Source organism: Capnocytophaga sp. HP1101 (assembly GCF_054772415.1).
Genome location: NZ_BPUU01000003.1, coordinates 1 through 15,623 on the forward strand (window position 1 = coordinate 1; position 15,623 = coordinate 15,623).

General features: G+C 44.3%; 8 protein-coding genes. All 8 read right to left on the bottom strand.

Annotated elements, in window-relative coordinates; all coding sequences use genetic code 11:
- Positions 1 to 773 precede the first annotated feature (773 nt).
- On the bottom strand, positions 774 to 3,833 hold the full coding sequence (gene lacZ / locus RCZ04_RS01070) for a beta-galactosidase, LacZ type (RefSeq protein ID WP_460484082.1): 3,060 nt from the start codon (positions 3,831 to 3,833) through the stop codon (positions 774 to 776).
- Positions 3,834 to 3,857: 24 nt separating this feature from the next.
- Positions 3,858 to 6,167 (bottom strand): glycoside hydrolase family 3 N-terminal domain-containing protein, encoded by a 2,310-nt coding sequence (locus RCZ04_RS01075; RefSeq protein ID WP_460484083.1) that lies wholly within the window; start codon positions 6,165 to 6,167, stop codon positions 3,858 to 3,860.
- A gap of 147 nt (positions 6,168 to 6,314) precedes the next feature.
- On the bottom strand, positions 6,315 to 7,727 hold the full coding sequence (locus RCZ04_RS01080) for a cellulase family glycosylhydrolase (protein WP_460484084.1): 1,413 nt from the start codon (positions 7,725 to 7,727) through the stop codon (positions 6,315 to 6,317).
- Positions 7,728 to 7,974: 247 nt separating this feature from the next.
- Positions 7,975 to 8,466 carry a hypothetical protein gene (locus tag RCZ04_RS01085; protein ID WP_460484085.1) on the bottom strand — a complete coding sequence of 164 codons (492 nt, stop codon included), beginning with the start codon at positions 8,464 to 8,466 and terminating at the stop codon, positions 7,975 to 7,977.
- Positions 8,467 to 9,177: 711 nt separating this feature from the next.
- Positions 9,178 to 11,544: a beta-galactosidase GalA gene (gene galA / locus RCZ04_RS01090; protein WP_460484086.1), complete on the bottom strand. Its 2,367-nt coding sequence runs from the start codon at positions 11,542 to 11,544 to the stop codon at positions 9,178 to 9,180.
- Entirely contained in the window at positions 11,545 to 12,330 is a 786-nt protein-coding gene (locus RCZ04_RS01095; RefSeq protein WP_460484087.1) for a glycoside hydrolase family 16 protein, read from the bottom strand.
- A gap of 32 nt (positions 12,331 to 12,362) precedes the next feature.
- Entirely contained in the window at positions 12,363 to 13,919 is a 1,557-nt protein-coding gene (locus tag RCZ04_RS01100; RefSeq protein ID WP_460484088.1) for a DUF1735 domain-containing protein, read from the bottom strand.
- Position 13,920: 1 nt separating this feature from the next.
- Positions 13,921 to 15,621 (bottom strand): RagB/SusD family nutrient uptake outer membrane protein, encoded by a 1,701-nt coding sequence (locus tag RCZ04_RS01105; protein WP_460484089.1) that lies wholly within the window; start codon positions 15,619 to 15,621, stop codon positions 13,921 to 13,923.
- Positions 15,622 to 15,623: the final 2 nt, after the last annotated feature.

Genomic DNA, 15,623 nt, shown 5'->3' on the forward strand with positions numbered 1-15,623 from the left:
TCAATTTCTTCTACGATACTCAACTTAAAGCAATCACTGTACCGAACTATTACTTTTCTCCGCTCTGTCATATTTTTTCCTGTTTTTTGTGTAAACCTATTTCAGGATATGACAATGTTATCCCCTTTTTTCCTCCCTACATCTCCCCTTTTTTCCCGTCGCTTTCCCGTCACTAATTCCCCCCTTGAGGGGGGCTAGGGGGATGTTATTCCACCTTTTCCTGTCGCTTTTCCGTCTCTACACTCCCCCTCTCTGAGGGGGCTAGGGGGAGGTTTTATCACTTTTGCATCGCATTTCCCCCTTTGAAGGGGGCTAGGGGGATGTTATCCCCTTTTTCTGTTGCTACATTTCCCCCCTTGAGGGGGGCAGGGGGGATGTTCTCTTCGTCCTTTGCCCCTCGTTCCTCGTCCATTTTCTCCTATTGCCTATGGCCTAAGGCCTATCACATCTTCCTCTTTCTTTCGACTCGAAACCCTATTTTCAGCATTATTGGCATTATTGTATTATGGTATGAATCAATCACTTATACACCCTTTGTATAACAATCGTCCAAGATTCGTATAAGCTTCCTATAAGCTTTGTATAAGCTAACCATACCCTCCTTACAGCCTTTTTTTACCAAAATCCCTCTTAACCATCTTCCGAACTTTTCCGTTTCCTTCTGAACTCCTCAACTCTCCCATTTGCTAATTTCTCTTTTCCGTCCCTACACTCCCCTTTTGAAGGGGGGTAGGGGGGATGTTATCCCCTAGTGCCTAAGGCCTAAGGCCTCCTCATTTTCCACCAACCTTTATACTAAACTCGTAATGGTAATACGGTTGGTTGAGTAAGAACTCTTTATGTACGCGAGGCGACCAGCTGTCGTCACCACCTACCCCCATTTGCGCCTCATCGATGTGCAAATAAGTATGGTTGTCGCGTTGTAGCTCTTGGCTCTCTTTGGATTGGTTGAGTGCGTCATCCGAATAGTTTTGCACATTGAAATTAAAAAGCGCAGGCGCACTGACAAGCAATTCGGTACTGCCTGAAAGGAGTTTGAGCCAACGCGTATCGGTGCGGTTGCCGTTCTCTGAAGGCATTACGTAAGGAAAATACATATCGCTCACCGCACTGCTGTGAATGCCCACAAACGCCGATTCTTTTCTATCAGCATAGCTTTCATAAGGACCTTTGCCATACCATTCCACTTTGTTAAAACTCTTATCGAGTGTGAGGAGTATTCCCACTCTTGCCAAAGGAGGCAATGAGGCAGGCACTTCAAAATCAGTAGAAATATCCATACGTCCCTCGCCATTGATGAGATAGGTAATGCGCTGGATAATAGCACCTGCTTTAGTTTCAATGCGGTTATTGGCGGTTATGCGCACTTGGGTAGTTTCTATAGGGGTAGCTTTCATTTCAGTAGGCATTACCGTCGCCTCTTTGAGTCCTGCTTTGCGCCACGCTGAGGCGTAAGAGTTTTCAAAACCTCCCTCGTCGTTATCGGTGGGCACACGCCAAAAAGAAGGTGTTAAAGCTTCGGAAAGCAAGTTTTTACCTTTGTAAACTAACTGACTTAAACCGCCTGTTTTTTTGCTGAAAACCGCTGTAAAGTGTTCACCTTTTACGGTAATACCCATTGGCTCTTCGCTAAAAGTAAGTTTCTTATCCGAAGGTTGAGCGATTTCCCTCACAAAACGGTTAGGAAAAGCGATTTGTTCTTTGGCAACTTCAAAATCTTTCGATGCCCAAGCAGTAGCTTTTTTGTTTTTAAAACGGAAATTCATAAAGTACTCCTTGCCGTTTTTCACGAGTTGTTTGTCAAAAGGAATTTCAAGAACTCTCTCACTTTGAGGAGCGATATTTAACTTATCAAGTACCCCTTTAGCGCTAGGTTTGCCATTCTCAATGAGTTCCCATTGCAAATACACCTCGTCGCTATTGACGAAATAGTTACTATTGCGAATCGCTACCAATCCCGTATTGATGTCAATCGCTTTCACATTGAACTCCTGATACACTTTCTTGAGTTCGTGCATTTCGGGTTGCGCAATGCCTGTAGCATTTACCAAACCGTCGTTCACGTTTGCTCTATCAATATGGTTGATAATGTTCCAATACTCTTTGCCGTTTTTATCTTTACAGCGCAAGGCTTGGTCTTTCCAATCCCAGGTAAAACCGCCTTGGTAACGCTCGTTGGTAGCGAATAAATCCCAATACTTGCGGAAGTTGCCCAAGCTGTTCCCCATAGAGTGAGCGTACTCACAGATAATCACAGGGCGTTTGGGGTCTTCGGTAAAAAGATTATTGAGGTGATTGAGTTCCGTGTACATATTCGAGATGATATCGTAATGCGAGAGCACACCTGCATAAGCAGGGTTCTTGGACTCGTAATGCACAGGACGCTTTTGAGGGTCGAGTGCTTTGATAGCCTCATAAGCCGCATCAAAGTTCACTCCCCAACCTGATTCATTCCCCATCGACCAATAGATGATACAAGGGTGGTTCTTGTCGCGGGCTACCATATTCACATTGCGTTCCACGATATCCTTTTTCCATTCGGGTCGTTCGCCTATGTAGTAGCCACTTTCCCACAATCCGTGGCTTTCGATGTTGGCTTCGTCTACCACGTATAAGCCATATTCGTCGCAGAGGGTATACCACTCAGGCTGATTGGGGTAATGAGAGGTACGCACCGCATTGATGTTGTGGGTTTTCATTAGGATAATATCGTCAATCATCGATTGGCGGGTGATCGTACGACCGTTATAAGGGTCGAACTCGTGGCGGTTTACCCCTTTAAACTTTACAGGCTTACCGTTTACCAATAGCAATCCGTTTTTAAGCTCTACTTTCCTAAAGCCCACATTCTGTGTAAACGATTGTAGTACTTTGCCTTTGGCAGTAAGCAAACTCAGTTCTACCTTGTAGAGATTAGGCGTTTCGGCTGTCCATTTCAAAGGGTTCTTTACGTCTATTTGTGTCTTTACTATTGACTTGTCTTTGCTATTTACTGTACTGATAGGTGCTTTCTCAGTACCTATCACTTCCCCTTTGTTGTCTTTAAGAATGGTTTGTACTACAAGGGCTTCACTCGCTTTATTGCCTAAGTTTTGCACTTCCACTTCCACTTGTAAGGTCGCATCGCCGTATTGCGCGTCTAATTCAGGATACACTGTAAAGTCGCGCATACGCACCTCAGGGGTAGCAAAGAGGTACACATCGCGATAAATACCGCTGAGTCGCCAAAAGTCTTGGTCTTCTATATAACTCCCATCCGACCAGTTCAAGACTTTTACGTACATTTCGTTCTTGCCTTTTTTTAGATAAGGCGTAATGTTGAACTCGGCAGGCAACATCGCATCTTCGTGATAGCCCACTTGCTTGCCGTTGATAAACAATTCCATCGCCGATTGCACTCCCGCAAAGTGAAGAAACACCTGCTGTCCTTGCCACTTGTTAGGCACCGTGAGCTGCGTTTTGTACACGCCCGTAGGGTTGTAGTCCTTAGGGGTATAGGGCGGGTTCATCTCAAACGGGTATTTGATATTGGTAAACACCGGAGGGTCATACTTTGTACTTTGCAATTGCCAGTTCGAAGGCACTTTGATAGCGTCCCACTTGGCAATGCCTTTACCGAGAAAGAAATCGGTGGGCACTTGTGAAGGGTGCTTGAAGTACGCAAACTGCCATTGACCGTTGAGGAGCAGTTTGCCAGCAGGCTCATAATGACTATGGCTGGGCTCAGTATTGACGCTACTCACCGCTAAGTTCTCCCAATTGGGGGTTTGTGCTAAGCTAAGGCTACTTGCTAAGGCAAGTACTGATAAGAATAAGGTACGTTGTATTCTCATAATCGTTTACTATTTTATGGTTTGTTATTCGTCTATCGTAAAATGTTGTTCGTGGGTATTATCAGCTGCATTGAAGCTCACCCACAGTAAGCACTCGCTGGGTTCAGTGTCCTTCTTCCCATTGATACCGTAAAAAGCAAGCGCTTCAGAAGTCACTTCAAAACAAATTTGTTTACTTTCACCAGCTTTGAGAGCTATTTTCTGGAATCCTTTCAATTCCTTTACAGGGCGGGTTACGCTCGCCACCAACTGTCGGGTATAGAGTTGCACCACCACCTCGCCTGCTCTGTTGCCAGTGTTCTGCACAATCACATTCACTGTAATGCTATCGCCATAGCGCTTAATGCTTGTTTTACTCAGCTGAATGTTATTGATAGCAAAGGTAGTATAACTGAGCCCATACCCAAAAGGATATAGCGGAGTGATAGAACTATCCAAATAACCAACGTTGTAATGAGGGCGATGGTCTACTTCCTCATTTTCGAGATAGACAGGTCTCCCTGTGTTCTTGTAGTTGTAGTAAATAGGCAGTTGTCCTACATTGCGAGGGAATGACATTGTCAATCGTCCTGAAGGGTTTACATCACCTGCTATTACGTCGGCGATGCCATTGCCTCCTTGTGTGCCAGGGAACCACGCTTGCAAGATAGCTTGTATATTCTCGTTTTCCCACGAAAGGTCTAAAGGGCGACCACTAAAAGTGATAATGCCTATTGGTTTGTTAGTAGCTTTCAACGCTTCTAATAATTGGCGTTGTGCTTTCGGCAAACGAATATCGGTGCGCACCGCCGATTCTCCTGCCCAATTGCTCTGTTCACCTACTGCTACTAATATCACATCCGCTTTGCGGGCAATAGCTACCGCCTCACTTAGCTGTTCAGCTGAAATAGTTGTAAAACCACTTCCTTCGGCATACAGAAGTTTTACGTTCGTGCCCTTGTATTTCTGGGTGAGACCTGTGAGAACGCTAATACTTTGTTTGCCGTCGCCTAAACACGTCCAACTCCCGTTGATATCGCTGGTGTTATTCATCATAGGTCCTATTAGAGCAATTGTTTTAGCACTATTCTTTTGGATAGGCAATACAGCTTCATTTTTCAACAACACTACTGAAGAGGCGACCGCTTGTCGTGCTACTTTCAGATATTCTTCAGTAAAAGTATTTGTTTTCGCGCGCTCTTCATCTAAGTACCGGTAAGGGTCATCAAAGAGACCTAAAAGGAACTTCATTTCCAAGATATGCTTTACTGCTTTGTCAATTTGCGCTTCACTTACTTTGCCTTCTTTCACTAAGGCATTGAGGTATTTAATAAAAGTAGCCCCGTTCATATCCATTTCTATTCCCGCATTAGCTGAGAGGTAAGCAGCTTGCTTGTCGTCTTTAGCTACCCCGTGTCGCACCAGCTCGTTAATACCTGTGTAATCGCTCACTAACAATCCTTTAAAGCCCCATTCTTTGCGAAGCACCTCAGTGAGTAACCATTTATCAGCGGTAGCAGGCACACCGTTTATCTCGTTCAAAGAAGCCATCACACTACCTACACCGGATTTTAGGGTCGCTTCGTAAGGTGGTAAATACACATTGCGCAAGGTGTGCAGTGAGAGTTCGGCAGTGTTGTAATCCTTCCCCGATTCGGCAGCACCATAACCGGCAAAGTGTTTGCCACAAGCTAAAAGCGTGTGGGGGCTACTCAAAGTCTGCCAATTGTCGCCTCCTTGAAACCCTTTTACGCGTGCTTCGGCAATTAGGCTTCCTAAATAAGGGTCTTCACCCGCACCTTCCATTACGCGTCCCCAACGCGCATCACGCGTGATATCTACCATAGGGGCAAACGTCCAGTTGATGCCATCAGCACTGGCTTCTCGGGCAGCGAGTTCAGCTGTTTTGCGCATCAGTGCTAAATCCCACGAGCAAGACTCAGCTAACGGAATAGGGAAAATCGTTTTGTAGCCGTGTATCACATCTTGACCAAAGAGAATAGGAATTTTTAGGCGCGTTTGCTCTACCGCTATCTTTTGCAATTGGCGTATACCCGATACCGAGGTAGCATTAAAAATACTCCCTACTAAGCCTTTCTCAAGGTAAGGCTGGTATTTATCAGCCATTACAGGTCCTGTAACCGACCAGTCCGCTGAGAATTGTGTCATTTGTCCTATCTTCTCTTCAAGAGTCATCAGCTGTAATACTGAATCCACTCGTTGCTCTATACGTTTGTCACCACTGAAAGACCTTTCTCCGATTGCTTCACGGTTAGACTTTAGTATAGCAGGCGCGCTACAGCTCACAACAAGTAATGCTATAAAGAGCTTAAAAATATACTTGCTATATCTCATTGATATTTTGGTTTTCTAAAAAAAAACACCTTCCCGCCTGTACTCTTCCCTTGAAATGAGAATTACATATTGCTTTGTTTTTATAGTCTTGCCCTTTGCTCATCCATCAGGGCAATGAGAAAACTAAGGAAAGAAGACAGGAAGATGCTATGGGTTTTCTAATACCACTACTATCGAACGTTTGAAGGCTGGAATCAATGCCTTTCCGTCATACATAGGCATATGTCGTTCCCAATTATCCGTCCAAGGGTCGTATACACTGTAATGCGTATATTTTGTGTTGATAACGTTAAGTGGTATTTCAAAATCACGTTTCATTTTAGCATTACGCCCCTCTCGGAGCTCTGTTTTCCAGTTGTTGGCACTATCTCTGCACCATAAAATCGTTTTAGTTTTTCCTTGTAAGCCATAACAAATTACATTTTCTATGGTAAACGAAATGGGTTGCATTTGCTCCTTTATAGGGTCGATGCCCTCTATCGCTTTTTTAAAACGACCGAAGTGGTACCACAGTCCATTAGGCTCTATATAATGATCCCAATGCCACGTAGTACCCGAACCTGCACTCCCACAAAAGAAAGGCGCAAAGATAAAGTCGTGTAGCAAGACACCTTCTTTATCCTTAGGGTAAAGTGCCGAAGGTCCCGCGTGGTTGGGCTCTACTGCTCCTATCTCATTAATGACCACAGGCTTTGGCTGTCCTTTAGTCATCTCAAGCCCAACAGCCACTGCATTGCTCACTAATCTGTCCACCGCACCCTTTACAACAGGGTATTGTTGCCATTTGTTACCTTCGTCTACATAACGGTGAATACTCAAAAACTCGTTCTGAGGTAGCTCCGCTATCTTTTGATAGATTGTCTCCATATAAGCAGAATGCATACTGCCTAAGGATTGACTCACCAACTGCTGTGGGCACTCCTTTTTCACCTTGCCGAGCATCTCCTCAGTGAAAGACAACCATTCCGCTTCAGGTACTACTGCGTCCATCTCGTTCCACAGCTCCCAGCCATATACGTAAGGGTGGTTTCGGCACTTTTCGGCAAGCGCTCTGAAACGCTTTAGGTAAGACAGCCTGCCTTTTTTTGTGCTTACGTACTCATTTACGTTTTTAAAACGACTCGCTAATGCCCGACTGTTAGCCCACGACGCCTCAGGCGCTATAGTATCAGCAATGGTGCGCAAGTGATGCAAAGTAAATTTTAGATAGATGTGATATTGCTCTGCCAACTGCAATAAGTGCTCAATACGCGCTAACTTTTCGGGGTTATATTTGCCTTCCTTTTGCTCTTCTATTTCTAAGAACTCAGTGCTTATCCAAATGCGCATTGCGTTTCCGCTGTTCTCAGCAAAGTGTTTAAAGTACTTTTCTACCTCTTCAAAATTATGTGAGGGTAGGTAGTTGGTCGCAATAGGAATCCACACCGCACCGTTTTTCTCAAAATAGCGCGGGTGGGTCTTACTTACTGTTATCTTTGCTTGTGCCCAACCCAAAGCACAGCTCAAGCAAAGTGCTAAAAGCAAAACGTTTTTTAGTATTTTACGTAGGTTTATATTCATTCTTTCTATCATATTAATATGAATCAAGAGTTAAAAATATTTACTACTGATTAACAGTCCATTGTTGCTTTTCCGTCACTAACTCCCCCTTTGGAGGTAGTCAGCGAGCTGGCGTAGCTGAGTATGTGTATTAGGGGGAGGTTTTTCAGACTCTCTCCTACCTATCAGATTTATCCGACCCTCCCCGTCCAACTCCTCTACAAAATTCCTTGCCTGTCGTGCTACGACTGCCTGTGCGGCTCGCACCTTATAAATCTTTATTAGGCTCAAAAGGCAATACTTCTACGCTTACTGTAGCGCTATTAGGTAGTTTTTGTACTATTGCACCGTAATATAATACCGCAGGTTCCAATAGCTGTGGTGTGCTGAGGTCTATTGTAAGCACATAACTATTATCACCCTTCTTGCTGAATTTGCATTTCGCATCAGTAATTTCAGTAAGGCTCTTTCTCCCTATGATAAGCGTCTGTGTAGCAAAGTCAATGTCCTTAAATTCCTTTATGCTACTAAGGTCAGTATTCCGGAAGAGCGCTTGTAAGGCTTCCTTATTTTGCACTATGCGATAGCCATCTGAGGTAAGTGCAAAATTCACAAAACTATGGTCAGAAGTATTCGTTACAGTCACAAAACTCTTAACCAATACAGCATCAGGAAATGTAGTTTCCTTATCCTCTGTTTTAGAACAACCGCAAGCTGTTATCACCAATAACAGCACTGCTAAAAATACATTTGTCTTCATATATAACAATTATTTTTTATAGTCAATCAGAATTAATTTTGCGAATTTTTGCGTCGTGAACTTTCGCAAAGTTCCAACCTTTGTCAAAGTTGATTACCTTGGCAATCACTCTTTTATTTGGGTATGTTGTAGGGGCGAATTGCAATTCGCCTTTAATTTATTCGCAATCTATATAAAATCCGTTTGAGTTACAAACCTCTGAAATACCTTTTTTTTCTACCTCTCTTGCTTGTTACCTAGAAAAAATTTTTACAAAATTCTCATTTCACAGAGTGCCCCCTCCCAAAAAAGGGACTTCTATCCTATAAGGTTCGTCCAAGATTCGTATAAGGTTCGTATAAGGTACCTATACCCACAGTATATTTTTCTGTCTGAAAAATCTCCTATTCACACCACAAAAATATAAAAGATTTACCAATACAACAAGTCTTTTACCGTTTTTACTTGTTATAAGACGTTGTTTTCTCACTCACTAATAACATTCTTTTTTCAAGACCTCTTTCCTACTCACCCGATTTTTATCAAATCTTCGCGTATTATCAGTATAGTTTTTAGCTTTTACCTTTTTATCTTTTACCTTCAGTAATTGGTATTATTGGCATTGTGGTATTAAGCTCCGTCTTAATTCATTCTCACCGTCGCCTCTTTCACTCCCTCAGCAGTGGCACGCAGTTGCACCTTTCCTCCTTTTTCACTCGAGCGAATAATCACTTAGCATTTGCCATTGAAGAGCTTGCGCTCAGCACGGTTTCCTTCGGCAAAAACATCTTGCTCGTGCGAACTCGGGTCGCCATTACCTACGCCTGCTATAATGGCATCTCCAGTAAGGCTAAAGCGAATGAGGTTTTGAGCATCGGGCACTTCACGTCCTTTTTTATCCACTACGCTCACATTCACCACTACAGCGTCTTGTTTACCAGCTTTTAGCTGCGTTTTATGAGGAGTGAGCACAATAGCAAAAGGCTTTTCGGTAGTTGTTACTTCGGCAGTGATGCGCTTTCCGTTCTTGAGTCCTACCGCTTTGAGCGTACCTTTTTGGTAGGGCACTTCCCAATGTAGATGTCCGAAGGCAGGTGTTTTTTGTTTGCCGAGTGTTTTTCCGTTTAAGAAAAGTTCCACCTCTTCAGCATTGCTATATACCCAAACTTTTACGGGAGTCCCTTTTGTCAAGTTCAGATTCCAATGCGGGGCAATATGTACCACGGGCGTTTCGCTCCACTGGGCTTTGTAGTAGTAATACACGTTCTTAGGAAAGCCACACACGTCCATTATCCCAAAATGCGAACTGATATTAGGCCACGCAAAAGGAGTGGGCTCACCGCGATAGTCAAAGCCCGTCCAAACAAAACCTCCCATAAAGCGAGGGTCATTGGCTGTGGCACTGTACCATTGCACTGCTTGCGAAGCCCAACTGGGGTAACTCTTGTCTTGGTCAAGCAAGTAAGCACGCAAGGTGTCGGCTACAAAGTGACCGCTGTAACCACCGGCTTTCTCAAGCACTACTTCGGGCAGATACACCCCGCGAGTGCTCACCGTACTGGCAACTTCAGTGCCTATAATAGGTTGGTCGGGGTGTGCTTTCTCGTAGTCAGTAAGTCCGTAAAGGTTGTAATTAAAACCCCTTACGGGGATTACTGCACTTACTCCTTCGCTCTCATTGCCTACGTTGGCGCCATAAGTACTCACGCGCGAAGGGTCTAAATACTGTTGCAAACTCACTAAAGTACCCGCAATGCGTTCCCCCGTATCGTTGCTCTGTATTTTTTCCTCCTCATTCCCGATACACCACATAAACACGCTGGCGTGATTGCGGTCACGCTTGATGAGGTCTTCAAACTGCTGGCGATACTCCTTTCCGCTGTTTAGCAATCGGGTTTCGTCCATCACTAATAATCCTAAGCTGTCGCAGGCTTGCAGTAGTTCGGGGGTAGGAGGGTTGTGTGCAGTGCGGTAGGCATTAGCACCCATTGCTTTGAGTAAGCCCACGCGGTAATATTGCAATTCGTTTAACAGCGCCGTGCCAACGCCAGCGTGGTCTTGGTGCACACACACGCCTTTTATTTTCATTTTTTTGTTGTTGAGGTAAAAGCCGTCGGGTTGATAACTGAAAGTACGTACCCCAAAACGTGTGTGAATGAGGTCTACGGTCTTTCCGTCAGCAATGATTTTAGTGACCAAAGTGTAGAGGTAAGGTCGCTCAGTATCCCAAAGCTGTGGGTTAGGGATAGTGATTTCGTTCTTTAGGGTGATTTTTTCGTTAGGGATAAAAGTAGTATTGTTAGAACTCTGAGTAGCTACCACTTTCTTCTCACGGTTGAGAACTGTCCATTCCACAGTAAAATTACTGTTTTCTCTCCCCTGATTATACACGGTAGTTTCAGCGTGCATTTGGGCTTGTTTGCCTATAGATTTAGTGTATACAAACACATCGGAAGGGGAAGAATGTATAGGATTGTAAGTGTTTAACCACACGTGCCGATAGATACCTGCCCCTTCGTAAAACCAACCTTCGTTTTGGGTAGCATCTACTCTTACGGTAATCACATTGGGCTTACCGAAATATACTAAGTCAGTAATATCGTAAGTTACTCCTGTATAACCGCTGAGATGATGCCCCACATAGATACCATTCACCCAACAATGACTATCTCTAAAAATACCGTCAAACTGCAGACTTACCCGTTTGCCTTGTTGTGCCTCACTCAGTTCAAAGGTTTTTCGGTACCACCCGATGCTTTTCTCAGGGAAGGCATTGCCTAAGGTCTTATACCCGTGTGACCAGTCGCCTTTTTCACTAAACGGAAGTGTTACTGCCCAATCGTGAGGGAGGTCTACACTTTGCCAAGAGCTATCGTCGTAGTCTATGCTCGAAAAGTTTATGCCTTTAGAAAGAGCTTTGGAAAAATCGTTATACACGCGGTAATACAAATCCTTAAAAGGGTCTGTAGCGTGCCCTAAAGTGAATTTCCAACCGTTATCTAATAATATATGCTCCCTTATGGCTTGCCCATAAATAGGGTGAGCAAGCCATAGGAGCATACCGATGAGAAAGGGAAGAAACTTGTATGGATATCTCATTTACTTTTTAGGTACATATTTGTATACCTTAGCCCAGTCTACTTGTAGTTTGAGTTGTTTGGTAAAAGGTTTGTCAATGTTTTTTTCAGTTTGGAAACATAAATGGTGGGGGGCTTTAGCTATAGCCACTGGGTCTTTCAGTGTCCATTCTAATTTGCCGTCGATATAAATCTTTATATACTCAGGAGCCCATTCCATTGCTACAATATGCCAATCGCTCTTGTTGTAACGGAAGGTCTGTTGGTACTGCCGGTCACTACCAGACACAGCATAGTGGATATAGGTATTCCATACATTGTCCTCGTGATTTGTTTCATAGATGTCGTTTTCACCATCGTCAGGCCATTTTTCACTCTCAGGCCAAGTAAGTCCTAACCCACTCGAAGCTTTATCGGGGTCTTCGTCCATTCGTATTCTGAACTCAAATTTGCCGTATTGGTAGTTCTTTTTATGGGCGAGACCTCCAGTCATAAAGAACCCTTCGCGTTTAGGGTCTTTGTCAATAAGACAGTTCAAGAAGCCGTCTTTCACTTCCACTGCATACGTACGACGCGTGTTTTCGGGTTTGAGCTTACCTTCTTTTTCGAGGTACTCATTGTCGTACACAGCCCAATTATCCGTGTTCAAGGCGTTGCCCTCGAAATTATCTTCAAAGTCTAACACCCATTCAGTAGGGGTTTCGGGCATAGGATTATCATCAATAGGGGCATCGCCTCCTGATTTGTCACAGGCTATAAGCCCGCACAATAGCATTGTAATAAAACTAAAGGTTGTTGCGTTTTTCATATGTTTTTAATTTGTTTATTTAATACGTATTATTAAGGTGCTTTTTTAATAAAGATATCCGATAGTGTCAAATCTTCGTAGTTATTATCCCAGCTGCCTATCTTTATCACAAAGTACAGCTTGCCGGTTTTGGTAGCGGTGTAAGTCTTTTCACCTGTAGCCAATTCCGACATTAGTCCGCTCTTAGGCGTCTTAATTTCTCCCGATAGGTCAAACACTTTACCGTCGTTAAAGTCTTTGCCTTCTTCAGGCGCCCACTGACTGATGTACACTTGTATCCAACCCCACGCTTTACCTTTGGCGCTGAGGGTCATATCGTAAGTATAGGTTTCACCCCCTACCACATCTATCGGCTGATAAATCACGTGGTTGAACATCTTGCCTTCGGTGCCCGAAGTGTAGTGAATATTGCCATCGGTAATGGTGATATCCGCTTTTTCTGAAAGTCCGCCATTGATACCTTGTAAGAGTATTTTCCAAGCGTCTTTCTTAAGGGTGGTCTCTACTTGGGGTTTAGGAGGCTGAGGGGTGTCGTCCTTCTTGAATACGATATCAGAGAGCACTAAATCCTCAAAGTTATTATCCCAGCTACCTATTTTTATCACAAAGTAGAGCGTACCAGTTTTGCCAGCGGTGTAAGTTTTTTGGTCTTGGATAGCCGAAAGTTCTGCAAACGAACCACTCATAGGGGAGGTGATGTTGTTTTGAAGTTCTAACACTTTGCCATCGCCAAAGTCTTTGCCTTCTTCAGGCGCTTGCTCACTCACGTACACTTGTATCCAGCCCCACGCTTGTCCTTTGATTTCCACGTGCATATCGTAAGTGTAAGTCTGTCCTTTTTCAACATTTACAGGTTGGTAAATCACGTGGTTGAACTTACCGCCCACTTTACCAGAGGAATATTGGATATTGCCATCAACGATACTAATCTTAGCATCGGCAGTGATTTTACCGTCAATGCCTTGTTTTACAATTTGCCAAGCATCTTTCTTCACCAAATTCTCCACAGTAGGTTTAGGAGGTTCAGGAGGGGTAGGCAAGAATTTCGCTCCGTCAATTATGACTATGGTAGTTGCTTTGTTTGGCAAAATTCTCTCATTGCCGTAGATGCTTACCGCCAACGCAATGCGATTTTTGTAATAATCGGGGTGGTCGGCGAGGAGCTTTTGCATATCTACGTCCAAGTAAAACGATTCTTCACTCTTACCAGAGGCAACGGTTACGTTTTCAGGTAGTTTATAAGTTCCTTCAGGAAGCAGGACGGTGGGTTTTTGCTCATCGGCTTTGTGCGCTTCTACATAAGCATTAGTAGCTTGAGCATCCACTTTTACTTTCACGGCAAAGCCATCGGTAGCGCGACCCGAGTTTTTCACACCGAGTACGATTTTCAGTTGTTTGGTAGTCTCGTCAAAAGTGTAGTTCTCGGAGTTTCCGCCAAAGGGCACATTGTATTCATTCCCTCCGTTGTTCAAGGAGGCTTGTGGCATATAAATATTGTTGATGCCAGGGTCGTCAAACACATCGTCTTTTTTACAAGCGATGAAGGCTACGAACAAGAGTAGCAATAGGGTAATGTTTTTTGTTTTCATATCACCAACCAGGGTTTTGTTTTACAATTCCGTTAGATTTATTGATTTCGCTATGAGGGATAGGGTAAAAGTACATCTTTTCAGCAAAAGTGCGTTTTTCCACCTCTTTTACTTGATAGCTAAAGCTGTTGCCGTTTTTAGTAGCTTGTACGCCTGTGAGTGGCTGACTGAGCACGGTAGCAGCGTCTTTCCAGCGGCGCAAATCCCAATAGCGGTGTTCTTCAAAAGCGAGCTCAATACGGCGTTCGTGTTTTACCTTTTCTCTGAACTCCTCTTTAGACGAGGTGGTAATAGCAGGCATTTCCACGCCCGTTCTGCCTCTCACCAGGTTGATAGCCTCTTTGGCAGTGAGCGCATAACCGTTGTTTGCATCAGGTCCGTAGGCTTCGTTCATCGCCTCGGCATAGTTGAGGTATATTTCGGCTAAACGGAACACCACCCAAGAGCGGAGTTTCTTCTCGTCCTGCACCAAATCGAGGTGGTCGTTCAAGAACTTTTTGAGGTAGTAGCCTGTGCGCGAAGCGTTCTTAGCGTTGTAGTCGTCAGTACCTCCTGCATAAGTTGCTATCGTGCGTCCGTTCCACTGGCTGTTATTGGTTACTATCGTATAACCAAGTCGAGGGTCGCGGTTGGCATAGATATCATTAGGGTCGGGCGTACCTTTGTACTCGTAAGCACTCACCAAATTGTGTGAGGGGGTGATGCCACTGTGACCTCCAGCGGTGCCAATAGGGTAGTTTTTCCTTTCCAAATCATTGGTAGCACTCTGGCGGATCGCGAAAATCGTCTCAGTGCTCTTCGCGGTTCTGTCGCCGAGGAATAGGTCGCGGTAGCTGTTGTCCAAACGGTAGAGGTTCAAGCTGAGGAGCTCATTAGCCGCTTCGGCAGCCGCTTTCCACTTGTTTACATCGTTAGTAGGGTTGTACAGCGGACTTGCAGCATAAAGCAATACTCGCGATTTGAGCGCTAAAGCAGCCCCTTTGGTAATGCGCCCGTCTAAGCCAATGTCAAAATCTGCTCCCCAATTGGTGATTAAGCTATCTTTGGAAGCATCAATCTCACTGACGATATAGCTTACTACCTCGTCTACTGTATTGCGAGGTAAATGCGTGTTGCCTTCAGCCGAAAGCTGTGTTTTTACAAGAGGCACCCCTCCGTAGCGTTTCAGTAGTTCAAAGTAAAAATAAGCGCGCAACACGCGGTTTTCAAAGCGCAAAGCCCGTATGCTCTTCACATCGCGATTGTAATTGTTGATGTCGTTTTGCGTGAGAAGGGCGCGGTTCTGCTTTAAGAAGGTTGCATAGTTAGGAAAAGTTTCCAAGAAATAGTTGGCTGCCTGTATCCCCTCGTAGTTGTAAGCATACGAATTGTCGGGATTATTGGTGCTATTCCAGCTACCTTCGTTAAAAACTTGTGTTTTGGAAGGCGAGAACGTGTATTCTGCCTCGTCGCTCACTGCCGCAAAGAGGTTGCCATCGATAGCATCAAAGCGGTTTTGCAAACGCGTATAGGTAGCATAACCAAAGTCATAGAGCACTTGGTAATTCGTTTTTATCTGCTCGTCGGTGTCGTAAATATCTTCTTTGGTGTCTAACACATCACAGCCGATGAGTCCCATCATCAGGGCGAGGCAGCTCACCGCAAAGGTGTTTCTACTCAATTTATTACTCTTTAACATAGCTGTATATTTTTGGTAGTTCATTG